The organism is Cupriavidus sp. 30B13, from assembly GCF_049059565.2.
In the GTDB taxonomy this organism is placed as follows: domain Bacteria; phylum Pseudomonadota; class Gammaproteobacteria; order Burkholderiales; family Burkholderiaceae; genus Cupriavidus.
Genome location: NZ_CP188223.1, coordinates 2855093 through 2871294 on the forward strand (window position 1 = coordinate 2855093; position 16202 = coordinate 2871294).

Consider the following 16202-nt stretch of genomic DNA (forward strand, 5'->3'; position numbering starts at 1 on the left):
CGTCCCGGCGACTTCCCGGCAAAACAGCCGGCGGCGCCGCGCTCAGTCCTGCTCGACCAGGATCACGTGCACGCGGTACGGCCCGTGCGCGCCGAGCACGATGGTCTGCTCGATGTCGCCGGTGCGCGAAGGACCGCTGATGATATTGGTGGCGCGCGGCAGTTCGCCGCGCTCGCTGCGCACCAGCGCGAAGGCATCCTCCAGCCCGTCGACCACGCGCGCAGCGGGCACCACCGCGATATGCGTCTCCGGCAACAGCGCGGCCGAGGCAAAGGTCTGCGGGCCGGACAGCAGCATCAGCGAGCCGGTCTCGGCGATGGCGCAGAAGCAGCCGGTGATGCCGACCAGGTCGCCGTGGTCGTGGTCGCCCTGCACGTCGCGCACGGGCGGCCGGCATTCCACCGCCAGGCCGTGCGCCTGCCAGTCGAGCGCGCCGAAACTGTCCCAGGCGATGGCGCGGCGCACCAGCCCCAGGCTGTCGAGGTAACGCGCCACCTCGGCCGGCACCCCGGCGAGCGTCGCCACGCGCTCCACCGTGGAAGCCAGCTTCAGCGCCTGCGCCTGGAACGCGGCGAGGCGGTCCGGCGGCGCGGGCGGGCGCGGGCCCGCCGGATGGCGCGCGAGATAGTCGGACACCGCCGCGCGTTCGCCGTTGCTGACGCCGGCGGCGCGGCCCTGGGCAGCGCGGATGCGGGCAAAGATGCGGTCGCGGGCGGAGGTGGTGTCCATGGGGTGCTTTCCGGTGAGGGGTACGGGGATGCCTGGATGCGGCGCTCGGCTCAGGCCGGCGCCTTGATGCCGAACACCTGCCGCAGGTAGGCCAGGTAGGCGGGATCGTCGCACATGGTCTTCTCGGGCGTGTCCGACAGCTTGGCCACGGGTTGTCCGTTGCAGCGCGTCATCTTGATGACGATCTGCAGCGGCGTGTAGCCGAGGTCGTTGGTCAGGTTGGTGCCCACCCCGAAGGCCAGCCGGCAGCGCCCGCCGAAGCGCTCGTACAGCTCGATCACGCGCGGGATGTCGAGGCTGTCGCTGAAGATCAGCGTCTTGCCGAGCGGGTCGACGCGGCCCGCCGCGTAATGGGCCAGCATGCGCTCGCCCCAGGCGAAAGGATCGCCGGAATCGTGGCGCACGCCGTCGAAGAGCTTGCAGAAGTAGAGGTCGAAATCGCGCAGGAAGGCGTCGAAGCCATAGGTGTCCGACAAGGCGATGCCGAGGTCGCCGCGGTATTCCTTGGCCCACACCTCGAGCGCGAACACCTGGGAGTCGCGCAGCCGCGGGCCGAGCGCCTGGCAGGCCTGCAGGTATTCGTGCGCCATGGTGCCGAGCGGGATCAGGTTATGCATGTGCGCGAAGTGCACGTTGCTGGTGCCGGCCAGCTGGGGCCCGAGCACACGGCGCATGGTCTGCAGCACCTCTTCCTGCCAGTCGCGCGAGAAGCGGCGCCGCGAGCCATAGTCGGCGATCACGCAATCGGCGTGGCCCGGCATCTTCAGCAGGGCCAGCTTCTCTTCCAGGCGGCGGCGCCCTTCGCTCCAGTCCGGCCGCGGCTGCGTGTTGCGGAAGTAGACCTCGTTGACGATGGCCAGCAGCGGCACCTCGAACAGGATGGTGTGCAGCCACGGGCCGCGGATGGTGATCTCGATCTCGCCGCTGCCCGATGCGGCGGATGCGGCCGGCGCCACCGTCACGTACTTCTCGTTGAGGTGGAACAGGCCGAGGAAGTCGACGAAGTCGCTCTTGATGAAACGCAGGCCGCGCAGGTAGTCGAGTTCGTCCTCGGTGAAGCGCACCTGGCACAGCTGGGCGATCTCGTCGCGGATCTCGTCCACGTAGGGCGTCAGGTCCACGCCCGCGTTGCGGCACTTGAAGCGGTACTCGACCTGCGCCGCCGGGAAATGATGCAACACGACCTGCATCATGGTGAATTTGTACAGGTCGGTGTCGAGCAGGGAGGTGATGATCATGTCAGGCCGGACGGCAGAGCCAAGTCAGTGCGACATGCTAACCGAAAGCGAGGCCGGCGGCCCGGCTGGCGGCAGGCCGCCGGCAGCTCAGCCGCCATCGAGGAAGCGGTCCGGCTGGCGGCCGCGCGCGCTGCCGCGCAGGCACCACAGCATTTCGCCGTCGTAGCCGGGACATCCGATCAGCGTGGCCTGGGCGCGCGGCACTGCGCTCGGCAGCGGCTCGGCAAAGGTGGCCGAGCGCACCGTGATGCGCTCGCGGTAGATCGGCGTGGCCGCGCGGCGGAACACCAGCACTTGGACCGGCGTGCCGCGCGCCGGCTGCAGGCTGGCGTCGCACGGCATGAAGCCGTTCTGGCCGCAATTGGCCATGGCGTCGCCGGCGGGCTCGACCACCACGCCGAAATCGTCCCATTCGAAACGGGTCAGCGCCGCCAGCGAGACCGGCCGGTCGGTCTCCATGCGCCACGCCATCAGCCGCGCCACCACGCTTTCGGGCGAGCCACCGGCCTGCGCCAGCGTCTGTGCCTGCGCCGCCGGCGCGCCCAGGAAGCCCGTTGCAGCCAGGACAAGCAGCGCCGCCGGCCGGGCAAGCCAGGCCGCGGCATGGAAACGCCGGGCGCCGCTGGCAGGCGGCGGGCGGACGGACACGGGCATGGCGCTCTCCTCGGAAGGTCGCGCGGGGACACCGCGCAGGCAGGCTCCGGCAGCATACAACGGCGCCGTGCCGGGAGCCAGCAATGCACCCCGGGCGCCGCCGCCGGGACTGCGCAGGATCAAACGCGCATAAAGAAATAAGAAAACTATCTGACCTGGCTATATAGGAGGATTACCCTAGGTTTGCGGCTCGGCTACAATATCGGTCTTTGAAAGGCCACGGCCTGCGCTCGCGCCGCGCACGGTAAACGTATGGTTGACCCCACGGGAAATGCCATCTGACCCGCCTGGCGGCGTGATCCGCAACGCACAGCAAGCCTGATTCTCCCCCATCGAAGCCGACCCCGTTTTTCTGGAACCGAAATGACTCACGTTGTCACCGAATCCTGCATCCGCTGCAAATACACCGACTGCGTTGACGTGTGTCCGGTCGATTGCTTCCGCGAAGGTCCGAATTTCCTCACCATCGACCCGGACGAATGTATCGATTGCGCGGTGTGCGTGGCGGAATGCCCGGTGAACGCGATCTACGCCGAGGAAGACGTGCCCGGCGACCAGCAGCAGTACATCGACCTGAACGCCGAACTCGCGCGCAACTGGCCTTCCATCACCAAGACCAAGTCGCCGCTGGCCGATGCCGACCAGTGGAAGGACGTCGGCGACAAGCTGCAGTACCTCGAGCGCTGATCCGCGAGATCCGGCCCGGACAAGAGAAGAAAAGCAGGCCAGGAAGCCGTCCCCACATGCGCGCTTTCCCGTAATGCCGGGCACGCCAGTGCCCACAACGTATCAGGACGAATATGGACTTGAGTATCCCTAACCCCGTCGCCGACACCAGCCTCAACCTGGCCACCGGCAACGCCGGCGGCCAGCCGCTGGAAATCGACGCGCTGATCGTCGGCGCCGGACCGGTCGGACTCTTCCAGGTCTTCGAACTGGGCCTGCTCGAAATCAAGGCGCACGTGATCGACTCGCTGAAGGTGGTGGGCGGCCAGTGCGTGGAACTGTATCCGGACAAGCCCATCTACGACATCCCGGCGGTGCCCATCTGCACCGGCCAGGAGCTGACCGACAACCTGCTCAAGCAGATCGAGCCGTTCGAGCCGACCTTCCACCTGGGCCAGGAAGTCTCGGTGGTGGAGCGCCGCGAAGACGGCCGCTTCTTCGTCGAGACCTCGCTCGGCACGCGCTTCGTCACCAAGACCATCTTCATCGCCGCCGGGGTGGGCTCGTTCCAGCCGCGCACGGTCAAGGTCGAGGGCATCGACAAGTTCGACGGCAAGCAACTGTTCTACCGCGTCAAGGACCCGAGCCGCTTCCACGGCCGCAACCTCGTCATCGTCGGCGGCGGCGACTCCGCGCTCGACTGGACGCTGGACCTGGTCGGCAAGGCCGAGTCGGTGGTGATGATCCACCGCCGCGACGGCTTCCGCGCCGCGCCGGCCTCGGTGGCCAGGATGAAGGCGCTGTGCGAGCAGCTGGAAATGCAGTTCGTGGTCGGCCAGATCAGCGGCTACGAGGAAAAGGAAGGCCTGCTCACCGAGATCAAGGTGACCGGCGCCGACGGCGTGACGCGCCGCCTGCCGCTGGACGACCTGCTGGTGTTCTTCGGCCTGTCGCCCAAGCTCGGCCCGATCGCCGAGTGGGGCCTTGACCTGGAGCGCAAGCAGATCAAGGTGGACACGGAGAAGTTCGAGACCAACATCCCGGGCATCTTCGCGGTGGGCGACATCAACACCTACCCCGGCAAGAAGAAGCTGATCCTCTCGGGCTTCCATGAAGCCGCGCTGGCCGCGTTCGGCGCCGCGCCCTACATCTTCCCCGAGAAGAAAATCCACATGCAGTACACCACCACCTCGCCGAAGCTGCACAAGATCCTGGGCGTCGATTCGCCCGTGTTCGACTGAGCGGCGCCGGCAACGTCCGGGCAGCCGGACGGACATGAAAAAACCGCCCTTCCGGGCAATGCCAGTCAGTTAGCCCGCTGACTGGCATTTTTTGTTGGGAACTTGCTGCGAGAGCGCTTAACCTCGCGCGGGAATGAGCGCCCGGTGCGGCGAGGCGGGAGCACGAAGTAGCGGGCTTGTTCCAGCAGCCGCTGCAAGAGTTCAGGCAAGGCACCAGCGCGCGCCAGATGGACCGTGTTGATCGCCCCCGTGATGGCGTGGCGCGCCGTGTGGAAGCTGATGCGGCTCGGCTCGACACCCGCGTGCTGGGCCATCAGGCGCATCCATCGGCGCAGCAGTGTGTAGGCAATCAGCACGCCCCAGACTTCCTGCTTGACCAACTCGGGCTGTTTGCTGCGCAACACGGCTCGACCTTGTTGCAGTGATTGCTTGATTTCCCGAAACCCCAACTCGACCTCCCAGCGCTGGCGGTACAACTGCGCCAGTGGCACGGCGGCAAACCGCTCAGAATCCAGCATCGAGGTGATGAAGCGCCTGATCTTGCCACCAACGCTCACCTCGATCAGCCGGGCCTGCCAATGGCTGGGCAGTTCTGGATGCATCTTCCTGGCGCGTGGCGACACGGGCATGCGGATCAGCCAATCACCCTGGCCCAATACCTGCACCACCTCGTGGCGCAGATTGTCCCTGGCGCGCATGAGCCAGTGGCGCTGCTCGCCCACTTGCTGCCAGCGCAGCAGGAACGCGGCGCTGAAGTAGGCACGGTCGAACAAGGTGATCGAGTGATCCAGGCCGCGCAGATCGGCCGCCAACGTCAGCTCGCCACAGCCGTAGCCCCCCAATTGGGCATCGAGCAGTTCATGGCTGTCGGTGTCCAGCAGGCATACGGCGCGCACCATGGGCCAGGGCTGGGGGCCATATTGCGTCTGGCCGCTGCCCAACTCCTGGCGGTTGTCCTTGCTGTCCGGGGCTGACCAGACCACGCCATCGGCCGCCAGCACGCGCAACTCTCCCGCGTGCACCGCATGGGCGCGGCCCCAGGCGTTGGCGAGCAGGGCAAACAAGTGCGCCATGGGCTGCGCCCCCAACCGCTGGCGAACCTGCACGCTGGCGCTGGGCGCGGGCAGTTCCTTGCTGTCCAGCGTCAGCGCCATCTCCTGCACCACTTGCCACAGCGGCATGTGACGAAACAGCGCCAGACCGATTACCAGCCACACGGCGTGTTCGGCGGGCAGCTTGCGTCGGCGTATCGATGCCTTGCCCGTGGCTTCAAGCGCTTGTTCTATCCAGGCCGGATCCAGCAGCGCGCTCAACTCGGCTATCCCGTTGGCAGGCAGTGCTTCCAACGTCTCGTTCAGGGTGGTCTGCAGCAGGTTCAAAGCAAAAAAGGGAGCGTGGTCAACACGCTCCCTTTTTACTCCAAGTCACATTCGCTCTGGCTTAACTAACTGGCATTGCCCTTCCGGGCGGTTTTTTATGGCAAGAATCAAAAACATTGCCTATAATGTGGCCCTCGTCACCGAACACCGGCGGCACATGGCCAGCAACACCGGCCGGCGCACCCGGATCGTTCCGACGGAACCAGAAGTTTCGCAGTGCCGGCGGTAAAAACTACCGCGTAGGTGTTGACGAATAAAAGAGAAACTGGTTATAATCCTTTTCTCAGCTGTTCCCTGATAGCTCAGTTGGTAGAGCGACGGACTGTTAATCCGCAGGTCGCTGGTTCGAGCCCAGCTCGGGGAGCCAAAAGTATCGTAGAAAAGCCCGCAAGCAATTGCGGGCTTTTTTGCTTCTGTGCGTCCGGGTTCGCCCAGGCACCTGAAGCACGGCAAGCACCGCCGCCCTGCTTCCATCGCGCGCTGCCATCCCTTCCCTGCGTCGTTTCCTCCCCGCCTGCCGCGCGCGGCGCCGTTTCCTCGGCAGGCACCATGCCTTGCAGGCATGCCTCCCAGCTTATTAAGTCTTTTTCCGACGTGCCGCGGTGGCCTAGATTTCGTTGCACACCGCCACCGAGGAAACCGACATGTCCGCCTACACGCACCAGACCGCGCCCACGCAATACGTGGAGGCCAACGGCATCCGCTTCGCCTATCGCCGCTTCGGCAAGGCCGGCGGCGTGCCGCTTGTCTTCAACATGCATTTCACCGGCACCATGGACCACTGGGACCCGCTGGTGACCGACGGGATCGCGCGGCAGCGCGAGGTCATCCTGTTCAACAACGCCGGTATCTCGAGCACGTCGGGAACCGTGCCGGACACCATCGAAGGCATGGCCGCCAACGCCGCGGCCTTCGTGCGGGCGCTCGGCCTGGAACAGGTGGACGTGCTCGGCTTCTCGCTGGGCGGCCTGGTGGCCCAGGCGCTGGCGCTGGCCGAACCGCCCCTGGTGCGCCGCCTGATCCTGGTGGGCACGGGCCCGCGCAGCGGCGAAGGCATGGCGTCGCTGACGCCCGAGGCGCAGGAGATCTTCGGCGCGGCCTACGACGACCCCGACCATCTTTGGCTCAGGGTGTTCTTCACGCCGTCCGCGGCGAGCCAGGCGGCCGGGCGCGCGTGGCTGCGGCGCTTCCGCCAGCGCACCGCCGGGCGCGACCCCGAGGCCGGCCCCGCGGTCGCGCCAGCGCAGCTTGCCGCGCTGGCCCGCTGGGGCGCGCCGCGCCCGGCCCCGTTCGACTACCTCAAGGCGATCGTACAGCCTACGCTGGTGGTGAACGGCGACCGCGACGTCATCATCTATTCGGTGAATTCGTCGATCCTGCAGCAGCACATTCCCGACGCGCAACTGATCCTGTATCCCGACGCCAGCCACGGCTCGCAGTACCAATACCCCGGGCGCTTCGCCGCCCACGTGAACCAGTTCCTGTCCGAGGACGAAGCGCGCCAGTGATGGCGCGCCCGCCCCGGCCCCATCCAGGAGACCGAAGATGCAAACCCGACCCGTTGTTCTCATCACCGGCGCATTGACCGGCATCGGCCGCGCGGCGGCCCTGGCCTTCGCCCGCGCAGGCGCCCGCGTCGTCGTCTCCGGGCGGCGCGAGGAAGCCGGGCTGCGGCTGGCCGCCGAATTGCGCGCGCTGGGCGCCGAAGCGGAATTCCGCCAGTCGGACGTGCGCCACGAAGACGAGGTGCGCAGCCTGGTGGATGCCACGGTGGTGCGCTTCGGCCGGCTCGATATCGCCGTCAACGCCGCCGGCACCGAAGGCCCGTCCCTGCCGGTGACCGACGTCACGCCTGAAAGCTATGCGGCCGTATTCGACACCAACGTGCTTGGCTCCTTCCTCAGCGTGAAGCACGAGATGCGCGTGATGGCGGCGCAAGGCAGCGGCAGCATCGTCAACATTTCCTCCACCATGGGCGAGCGCGGCGCCGCCAATGTCTCGCTCTATACCGCCAGCAAGCACGCGGTGGAAGGCCTGACCAAATCGGCCGCGCTCGAGGGCGCCGCGTCCGGCGTGCGGGTCAACGCCATCGCCCCGGGGCCGGTGCAGACCGCCATGCTCGACCGGCTCACCGGCACCGCCGAGCGCAAGGCCGCCTTCCTCGCCAACGTCCCGCTCAAGCGCGCGGGAGCGCCCGAGGAAATCGCCGACGCCATCGTGTTCGTCGCCTCGGACAAGGCGACCTTCATCACCGGCCAGATCATCCGGGTCAACGGCGGCAAGACCGCCTCGTGACGGCCCGCCCATCCGCACATCACGAACAGGAGCGCATCTTGGACGACACACAGGCATCCCACAACAAGGCGCTGGTACTCGCCGCGTTCGACACCCTTTTCAACCAGCGCGACTACGCCGCCGCCGAGCGCTTCTGGTCGCCCGCCTACATCCAGCACAGCGCGCATATCGCGCCCGGCCGCGAAGGGCTGTTCGACCTCATCAGAAACGCGCCCGCCACGCTGAAATACGAGCCCGGCCTGATCGTCGCGGAAGGCGACTACGTCATCGTGCACGGGCGCTTCTCCGGGCATGGCCGGCCGCGCAGCTGGATTGCCGCGGACATCCTGCGCATCGCCGGCGGCGTGCTGGCCGAGCACTGGGACGTGCTGCAGGACGAAGCCGCCCGCGCCGACTCGAAGAGCGGCCTGCCCATGTTCGGCGAGCGTTTCCCCGACTGACGCTTTCCCCGCCCGCCGGCTCGCCGCCGCACCGCGCGCTCGCGCATCCAGCTTTCCTCCCTCCTCCGCATTGCCTCCGCACTGCCTCCGCACCCTGCCCGCCGTCCCCACGGGCGGCGTGCGCGCGCCTCGCGGGCTTGACATCAATATGTCCAGCATACACAATATGTTCGAACATAAACAAGCCGGCGCGCAGAACGCCGCCGCACACCGAGGCTGAAGGATGGAAGACAAGGTTGTCGTATTGACGGGCGCGAGCGGCGGCATCGGCCGCGGCATCGCCATGGCGCTGGCGCAGGCCGGCGCGAAAGTGGTCGTGAACGATGTGGGCGTGTCCCTCACCGGGCAAGGCGGAGACAGCAGCGCGGCCGAGCGCCTGGCCACCGAGATCGTGCAGGCCGGCGGCTCCGCCACGCCCAATGCCGACAGCGTGGCGAGCTGGCAGGGGGCGGCCAACGTGGTCGCATGCGCGCTCGACACCTACGGCCGCATCGATGCGGTCATCAACAACGCGGGCAATCTGCGCGACCGCTTCTTCCACAACATGAACGAAGAAGAGTGGCGCGCCGTGATCGACGTGCACCTGCATGGCAGCTTCTTCGTCAGCCGCGCCGCCGCGCCGTACTTCAAGGCGCAGAACGGCGGCGCCTATGTCCACATGACGTCGACTTCCGGGCTGATCGGCAATTTCGGCCAGGCCAACTATTCCGCCGCCAAGCTGGGCATCGTGGCGCTGTCGAAGTCGATCGCGCTGGACATGCAGAAGTTCGGCGTGCGCTCGAACTGCATCGCGCCGTTCGCGTGGAGCCGGATGACGGATTCCATCCCGGCCAACACGCCGGAAGAAGCCGCGCGCGTCGACAAGCTCAAGCGCATGGAAGCCGGCAAGATCGCGCCGATGGCCGTGTATCTCGCCAGCGACGCGGCCAGCGCCGTGACCGGACAGATCTTCGGCGTGCGCGCCAACGAGATCCTCCTGTTCAGCCAGCCGCGCCCGATCCGCTCGGTGCACCGCAGCGACGGCTGGACGCCGGAGACCATCGCCGAAGTCGCCATTCCCGCCATGCGCACCAGCTTCCACGACCTCGAGCGCTCGCCCGACGTGGTGTGCTGGGACCCGATCTGAGTTTCCGCCACGCGGGCGGCAAGACAACCAGACGATAAAACGACAAGACGACAGGACGACAGGACAACAAGACGACCATGTCAAAGCCAGAGATGAGGGACGGCGCGGCACCCGCGTCCGGACCCGAGCAGACCTATTTCCGCTACCTGGACGGCGGCGAGTGGCGGGTGCCGCAATGCCGCGCCTGCGGCACCGTGGTGTTCTACCCGCGCGTGCATTGCCTGAACTGCGGCGCCGGCGAGTTCGACTGGATCGCCCCGGCCGGCGGCGGCACGGTGCATTCGACCACCGTCATGCGGCGCCCGGCCGAAGCCGGCGGCGACCGCAACCTGTGCCTGGTCGACCTCGACGAAGGATTCCGCATGATGAGCCAGATCGAAGCCCGCGACCCGGCCGCCCCGAAGATCGGCGACCGCGTGCGCGCGCGCCTGCGCCCGGAGGGCGAGACGCATCTCGTGGTCTTCACGCTGGCGGAGGACGCGGCATGAGCACGTCGGCATTGCGCGGCGCGACGGCCATCGTCGGCGTCGGACAGGCGGGCCTGGGCAACGCCCGCGGCTATACGGAAATGGAAATCCTGGCACAGGCAGCCGCGCGCGCGGTGGCCGATGCCGGCATGACCATGGCGGACATCGACGGCCTGTGCACGTGCAGCGCGTCGGCCACCATGTGGGCCATGCCGGTGGCCGAATACCTCGGCATCCGCCCGGCCTTCGTCGACAGCACCATGCTCGGCGGCTCGAGCTTCGTCGCCCACCTGCTGCCGGCCATGCACGCGCTGGCCGCCGGCGAATGCAACGCCGTGCTGGTCTGCTACGGCAGCACGCAGCGCAGCGGCGCGGTCGACCGCGCCGCGGTGGGCAAGATGCGGCAGGTGCTGGACCCGCAGCCTTATGAGACGCCATACCAGCCGATGCAGCCCATCAGCGCCTACGCGCTTGCCGCGGCGCGCCACATGGCCAAGTTCGGCACCACGCGCGAGCAGCTCGCGGAAGTGGCGGTCGCCGCGCGGGCATGGGCGCGCCTGAACCCCGAGGCCTATTCCCGCGACCCGCTCGGCGTCGCGGACGTGCTGGCCTCGCGCATGATCTGCGACCCGCTCACGGTGCGCGACTGCTGCCTGCTGACCGACGGCGCCGGCGCCTTCGTGCTGGTGCGCAGCGAGCGCGCGCGCGACACGCCGAAGCCGCCGGCCTACGTGCTCGGCAATGCCTCGGCACTGTGGCACCGCCAGATTTCCTCGATGCATGACCTGACCGTGACGGCCGCGACCGAATCGGGGCAGCGCGCCTACCGCATGGCGGGCGTGACCAAGGACGACATCGACCTGCTGTGCCTGTACGACGCGTTCACCATCAACACCATCCTGTTTCTCGAAGACCTCGGTTTCTGCCCCAAGGGCGAAGGGGGGAATTTCGTCAGCGGCGGCGCCATCGCGCCGGGCGGCGCGCTGCCGGTCAACACCAACGGCGGCGGCCTGTCGTTCGGGCACCCGGGCATGTACGGCATTTTCCTCGTCATCGAGGCCGTGCGCCAGCTGCGCGGTGAAGCCGGCGCGCGGCAGCAGAAGGCCGAGGTGGCGCTGGTGCACGGCAACGGCGCCACGCTGTCGAGCCAGTCGACCGCGATCCTCGGCACCGCCGCCGCGCTGTAGGGCCCGGCAGGAAGCCGGCGGGATCGCCGGCGGAAACACAGACGGGAAAATCGGACAGGCGCTCACGCCTGTCGCCCAGGAAGAGCCAAGGAAGAGACCTTCATGATCAACAAGATTTCGCCCAGCCTGCTCGACGCCGTGTCGGGCATCGGCGACGGCGCCTCGGTAATGGTGACCGGCTTCGGCGACTCGGGCCTGCCGCGCGAGCTGCTGCACGCGCTCATCGAGCACGGCGCCACCGGCCTGACCATCATCAGCAACAACGCCGGCACCGGCACCACGGGCCTGGCCGCGCTGCTCGCCGCCGGGCGCGTGCGCAAGATGATCTGCACCTACCCCAAGTCGTCCGGCGCCGACGTCTTCCGCGACCTGTACAAGAACAGGAAGATCGCGCTGGAGCTGGTGCCGCAAGGCACGCTGATCGAACGCATGCGCGCCGCCGGCGCCGGGCTCGGCCCGTTCTACACGCCGACCGGCTACGGCACGCCGCTGGCCGAAGGCAAGCAGCAATGCGTCTACAACGGGCGCGGCTACGTGCTCGAGGAGCCGCTGCATGCCGACTTCGCGCTGGTCAAGGCGTATCACGGCGACCGCTGGGGCAACCTCACCTACCGCCTGGCCGCGCGCGGCTTCGGCCCGGTGATGTGCACCGCGGCCCGGACCACCATCGCCCAGGTCGACGACATCCTGCCGCTCGGATTCATGCCGCCCGAGACGGTGGTCACCCCGGGCATCTTCGTCAGCAAGATCGTGCGCAAGGACGGCAAGCAATGAGCGACACCATGAGCCACAGCAGGAAACTGAGCCGCGACCGCGTCGCGCAGCTGGTCGCCGCCGACATCCGGCCCGGCAGCTACGTCAATATCGGCCTGGGCATGCCCACGCTGGTGGCGCGCCACCTCGACCCGCGGAAGGAAATCGTGCTCCACAGCGAGAACGGCATCCTCGGCATCGAGGACGTGACTGCCGGCGACCCCGGCGACGAAGACCTGATCAATGCCAGCAAGGCGCACGTGCAGCTGATCCCGGGCGCGTCCATCTGCGACCAGTCGCTGTCGTTTTCCATGATGCGCGGCGGCCACCTCGACGCCACCATCCTCGGCGCCTTCCAGGTTTCGTGCGAAGGCGACATCGCCAGCTGGGCCACCGACGACGCGGACGCCGTGCCCGGCATCGGCGGCGCCATGGACCTGGTGGCCGGGGCGCGCAAGGTCATCGTGGTGATGGAACACACCACGCGCGACGGCAAGCCCCGCCTGCTGCGCAACTGCACCTTCCCGCTCACCGGCAAGGGCGCGGTCGACACCGTGTACACCGACATGGCGATCATCGACGTCGACGCGCAGCGCGGATTCGTCGTGCGGGCCCTGGCCGAAGGCGTGTCCAGGGCCGAGCTGCAGGCCGCCACCGCGGCGCCGCTCACGTTCCCGGACAACCTTATCCTGATCTGAAAATCAATACGTACGGAGAGAGACAAATGCATACCAGAATCACCCGCCTGCTCGGCGCCGCGCTGTTGTTTGCCGCCACCGCCGCCGGCGCGGCGGCCTTCCCCGACCGCCCCGTCGAGCTGATCATCCCCTACCCGCCCGGCGGCACCGCCGACGTGGTGGCGCGGCCGCTGTCGGCGGGCCTGCAGAAATACCTGGGCGTGCCGGTGGTGGTGCAGTACAAGGCCGGCGCCAGCGGCGCGATCGCCACGCAGTACGTGGCGCGCGCCACGCCGGACGGCTACACGCTGGTGATGGTGCTGGCCGCGCACGCGATCAACCCCAGCTTGTACCCCAACCTGCCGTACGACTCGGTGAAGGACTTCAAGCCGGTGTCGATGGTGGCCAAGCTGCCGCTGGTGCTCTACACCAACCCGAAGTTCGGGCCCAAGACCATCCCCGAGTTCATCCAATACGCCAGGGAGCATCCGGGCGCGGTCTCGGTCGGGTCGGCGGGCAACGGCAACACCAGCCACCTGGCGCTGGAGCTGTTCTCGAACATGGCCGGCGTGAAGCTGCTCCACGTGCCCTACAAGGGCGGCGGCCCCTCCATCGCCGCGGCCATGGGCGGCGAGGTCAACGCCGTGTTCGCCGGCCCGGACAGCCTGAACCAGGCGCAGGCCGGCAAGCTGCGCGCGCTGGCGGTCACCAGCTCCACGCGCCTGGCGCTGACGCCCAATACGCCGACCGTGCAGGAAGGCGGCCTGAAAGGCTACGAAGTGCAGGGATGGTATGGCCTGCTCGCGCCGGCCGGCACGCCGGACAACGTGGTCGCCGTGCTCAACAAGGCGGTCGCCGAGACGCTGGCCGACGCGCAGTTCCGCAAGACCGTGGGCGACCTCGGCTACATCCCCGCGCCCTCCACGCCGTCCGCGTTCATGGACTACATCAAGCAGGAGATGACGCGCTGGTCCAAGGTGGTCAAGGACGCCAACATCAAGCTCGAGTGAGGACCGGGACGCGACATCGCCGGCCTGCCTTTCCTGCCGGACTGCCCCGCGCCCGCCTGCGCCCGCGGGGCTTTGCCCCGGGCCCGGACGGCGCCGGCCCAGCGGAACGCGCCGGGCGCGGCGATATAATCCGCTGGTCAACCAACCTGGGGTCGCAAAAGCTGTGAGCGTTATCAAGCCGCGTTACGTCGAGCTGACGGAGATGTTGTTGAACGACATCTCCTCCGGCGCCTATCCCGTGGGCAGCTGCCTGCCCGGCGAACTCGAACTCGCGGAGAAGTACGGTGTCGGCCGGGGCACGGTGCGCGCGGCGCTCGACCAGATCCAGGCGCTCGGGCTGATCTCGCGCCGCAAGCGCGCCGGCACGCGGGTGGAAGCATCGGCGCCGCCCGCCACCGGCTACGCGCCCACCATCTCCACCGTCGAAGAACTGATGCAGTACAGCGCCAACACGCAGCGCGTGATACACAGCATCAAGAACATCGTGGTGGACGTGGAAATGGCCGCGCGCCTGGGCTGCGCGCCCGGCACGCACTGGATGGAGGTGCAGGCGGCGCGCGCCGACCCGCTCACGCACGCCTACCCGGTCGCGTGGTTCCATGTGTACGTGCGGGCGGCCGACGGCAACAAGATCCGCCGCCAGCTGCGCCATACGCAGGAACTGATCTGCGACCTCATCAACGACGTGACCGGCAGCGTGGTCATGGAGATCCGGCAGACCGCCAGGGCCGTGGGCGTGCCGGAAGCGCTGGCGGCCAAGCTCGGCGTGGAGCCCGGCGCCCACGCGCTCGAATTCGTGCGACAGTACTACGACCAGTCGAACACACTGATGGAAGTCTCCATCAGCATCCAGCCCGCCGACCGCTTCAGCTACACGACGGTGCTGCAGCGGCGGATGCAACCCGCCGGCACGGCGCCGGCCTGATCCCGCCGGCGCGCTAGGCCTGCCCGCGCGCCATCTTCGCGGGATCGACCAGGCGGTCGTACTCTTCCCCGCTCAGCAGCCCCAGCTCGATCGCCGCCGCGCGCGGCGCGATGCCGCGCTCGAGCGCGGTGCGCGTGATGCGCGCGGCGCGGTCGTAGCCGATCACCGGATTGAGCGCGGTCACGGCCAGCAGCGCGCCGTCCACGTTGGCCGCCAGCCGCTCGCGGTTCACCTCCAGCCCCGCCACCAGCTTGCGCGCCAGCACGCCCATGCTGTCCGACAAGACGCGGATCGACTGCAGCACGTTGTGGATCAGCACCGGCTTGGCGACATTGAGCTCGAAGTTGCCCGACGCGCCCGCCATGGTGACCGTGACGTGGTTGCCCATGACCTGCATGGCGGCCTGGACCGCCACCTCCGCAATGGTCGGATTGCGCTTGCCGGGCATGATCGACGAGGTCAGCCCATCGTCCGGGATGGCCAGCTCGCCGAGGCCGCAGCGCGGGCCCGAGCCCAGCCAGCGCAGGTCGTTGGCGATCTTGGCCAGCGAGGTGGCGATGACGTTGAGCACGCCCGACAGCTCGACCAGCGCGTCGTGCGCGGCCATGCCCTCGACCTTGCAGGGGCTGGGGCTGAACGCGAGGCCGGCAAGCTGGCTGGCTTCTTCGCAGAAGGCCCGGTCGAAACCGCGCGGCGCATTGAGGCCGGTCCCCGCCGCCGTGCCGCCCTGGGGCAGCACCAGCAGGCGCGGCAGGACGCTGTCCAGCCGCGCGAGTCCGTTGGCCGCCTGCGCGGCGAAGCTGTCGAACGCCTGCGCCATCGTCATCGGCACGGCGTCCATCAGGTGCGTGCGCGCCACCTTGAGCACGCCCGCGAAGGCGCGCGCGCGCTCCTGCAGCGTGTCGCGCAGCAGGACCAGCGCCGGCTGCAGGCGCTCGCGCGTCTCCAGCGCCGCGGCCATCTGCATCACGGTCGGGAAGCTGTCGTTGGAGGACTGCGACGCGTTCACGTGGTCGTTCGGATGCACCGGAGATTTGGTGCCGAGCGGCTGGCCGAGCAGCTCGTTGGCGCGGTTGGCGATCACCTCGTTGGCGTTCATGTTGGTCTGGGTGCCCGAGCCGGTCTGCCAGATGGTGAGCGGAAAATGCGCGTCGAAACGGCCGCCGCGCAATTCCGCCGCGGCCGCCTCGATGCTTTGCGCCAGCGCGGGATCCAGCGCGGCGCAGCGCACGTTGGCGCGCGCCGCCGCCATCTTGTGCAGGCCGAAGGCGTGGATCAGGCAGGCCGGGAAGCGCTCCTCGCCGACCTCGAATACGCCGAGCGCGCGCTGCGTCTGCGCGCCCCAGTAGCGGTCGGCCGGAATCTCGACCGGGCCGAAGGCGTCATGCTCGACGCGGGTAGCCGTCATGGTGTTC

General features: G+C 68.2%; 17 protein-coding genes and 1 tRNA gene. 13 read left to right on the forward strand and 5 right to left on the reverse strand.

Annotated features, from left to right (window positions below; all coding sequences use genetic code 11):
- Positions 1–42 precede the first annotated feature (42 nt).
- The 3 genes from ACKI2N_RS13150 to ACKI2N_RS13160 all read right to left on the reverse strand — a co-directional run bounded on the left by ACKI2N_RS13150 (position 43) and on the right by ACKI2N_RS13160 (position 2621).
- On the reverse strand, positions 43–729 hold the full coding sequence (locus tag ACKI2N_RS13150; protein WP_420996400.1) for a LutC/YkgG family protein: 687 nt from the start codon (positions 727–729) through the stop codon (positions 43–45).
- 50 nt (positions 730–779) lie between these two features.
- On the reverse strand, positions 780–1967 hold the full coding sequence (gene pncB, locus ACKI2N_RS13155; protein ID WP_420996401.1) for a nicotinate phosphoribosyltransferase: 1188 nt from the start codon (positions 1965–1967) through the stop codon (positions 780–782).
- 87 nt (positions 1968–2054) lie between these two features.
- Positions 2055–2621 carry a hypothetical protein gene (locus ACKI2N_RS13160; protein ID WP_420996402.1) on the reverse strand — a complete coding sequence of 189 codons (567 nt, stop codon included), beginning with the start codon at positions 2619–2621 and terminating at the stop codon, positions 2055–2057.
- 363 nt (positions 2622–2984) lie between these two features.
- Between ACKI2N_RS13160 and fdxA the strand changes: the two genes are divergently transcribed.
- Complete coding sequence (gene fdxA / locus ACKI2N_RS13165; protein ID WP_420996403.1) at positions 2985–3308, forward strand: ferredoxin FdxA; 324 nt, start codon at positions 2985–2987, stop codon at positions 3306–3308.
- Positions 3309–3421: 113 nt separating this feature from the next.
- A complete protein-coding gene (locus ACKI2N_RS13170) occupies positions 3422–4528 on the forward strand; it encodes an NAD(P)/FAD-dependent oxidoreductase (RefSeq protein ID WP_420996404.1) in 1107 nt (368 codons plus the stop codon).
- A gap of 65 nt (positions 4529–4593) precedes the next feature.
- Here ACKI2N_RS13170 and ACKI2N_RS13175 read toward each other — a convergent pair whose 3' ends face one another.
- The gene (locus tag ACKI2N_RS13175) at positions 4594–5907 is read right to left on the reverse strand and encodes an IS4 family transposase (protein ID WP_426989754.1); all 1314 of its coding nucleotides are present in this window, start codon (positions 5905–5907) and stop codon (positions 4594–4596) included.
- Between the two features lie 291 nt (positions 5908–6198).
- Here ACKI2N_RS13175 and ACKI2N_RS13180 point away from each other — a divergent pair.
- The 11 genes from ACKI2N_RS13180 (at position 6199) to ACKI2N_RS13230 (ending at position 14787) form a co-directional block, all read left to right on the forward strand.
- Positions 6199–6274 (forward strand) — tRNA-Asn (locus ACKI2N_RS13180).
- 277 nt (positions 6275–6551) lie between these two features.
- Positions 6552–7415 carry an alpha/beta fold hydrolase gene (locus tag ACKI2N_RS13185; RefSeq protein WP_420997106.1) on the forward strand — a complete coding sequence of 288 codons (864 nt, stop codon included), beginning with the start codon at positions 6552–6554 and terminating at the stop codon, positions 7413–7415.
- A 37-nt stretch (positions 7416–7452) separates the two neighbouring features.
- Complete coding sequence (locus tag ACKI2N_RS13190) at positions 7453–8202, forward strand: SDR family NAD(P)-dependent oxidoreductase (RefSeq protein ID WP_420997105.1); 750 nt, start codon at positions 7453–7455, stop codon at positions 8200–8202.
- A gap of 38 nt (positions 8203–8240) precedes the next feature.
- Positions 8241–8642 carry a nuclear transport factor 2 family protein gene (locus ACKI2N_RS13195; RefSeq protein ID WP_420997104.1) on the forward strand — a complete coding sequence of 134 codons (402 nt, stop codon included), beginning with the start codon at positions 8241–8243 and terminating at the stop codon, positions 8640–8642.
- 223 nt (positions 8643–8865) lie between these two features.
- A complete protein-coding gene (locus tag ACKI2N_RS13200; RefSeq protein WP_420997103.1) occupies positions 8866–9768 on the forward strand; it encodes an SDR family NAD(P)-dependent oxidoreductase in 903 nt (300 codons plus the stop codon).
- A gap of 77 nt (positions 9769–9845) precedes the next feature.
- Positions 9846–10256: a Zn-ribbon domain-containing OB-fold protein gene (locus ACKI2N_RS13205; RefSeq protein WP_420997102.1), complete on the forward strand. Its 411-nt coding sequence runs from the start codon at positions 9846–9848 to the stop codon at positions 10254–10256.
- Positions 10253–11422, forward strand: a complete 1170-nt coding sequence (locus ACKI2N_RS13210; RefSeq protein WP_420997101.1) for an acetyl-CoA acetyltransferase — start codon at positions 10253–10255, stop codon at positions 11420–11422. Before ACKI2N_RS13205 ends, ACKI2N_RS13210 begins: the two co-directional genes overlap by 4 nt.
- Before the next feature lie 102 nt (positions 11423–11524).
- Complete coding sequence (locus ACKI2N_RS13215; protein WP_420997100.1) at positions 11525–12196, forward strand: 3-oxoacid CoA-transferase subunit A; 672 nt, start codon at positions 11525–11527, stop codon at positions 12194–12196.
- Complete coding sequence (locus ACKI2N_RS13220; protein WP_420997099.1) at positions 12193–12873, forward strand: 3-oxoacid CoA-transferase subunit B; 681 nt, start codon at positions 12193–12195, stop codon at positions 12871–12873. Before ACKI2N_RS13215 ends, ACKI2N_RS13220 begins: the two co-directional genes overlap by 4 nt.
- A 26-nt stretch (positions 12874–12899) precedes the next feature.
- On the forward strand, positions 12900–13862 hold the full coding sequence (locus tag ACKI2N_RS13225) for a Bug family tripartite tricarboxylate transporter substrate binding protein (RefSeq protein ID WP_420997098.1): 963 nt from the start codon (positions 12900–12902) through the stop codon (positions 13860–13862).
- 163 nt (positions 13863–14025) lie between these two features.
- A complete protein-coding gene (locus ACKI2N_RS13230) occupies positions 14026–14787 on the forward strand; it encodes a GntR family transcriptional regulator (RefSeq protein ID WP_420997097.1) in 762 nt (253 codons plus the stop codon).
- Positions 14788–14800: 13 nt separating this feature from the next.
- Here ACKI2N_RS13230 and ACKI2N_RS13235 read toward each other — a convergent pair whose 3' ends face one another.
- Complete coding sequence (locus tag ACKI2N_RS13235) at positions 14801–16195, reverse strand: class II fumarate hydratase (protein WP_420997095.1); 1395 nt, start codon at positions 16193–16195, stop codon at positions 14801–14803.
- Between the last annotated feature and the right edge of the window lie 7 nt (positions 16196–16202).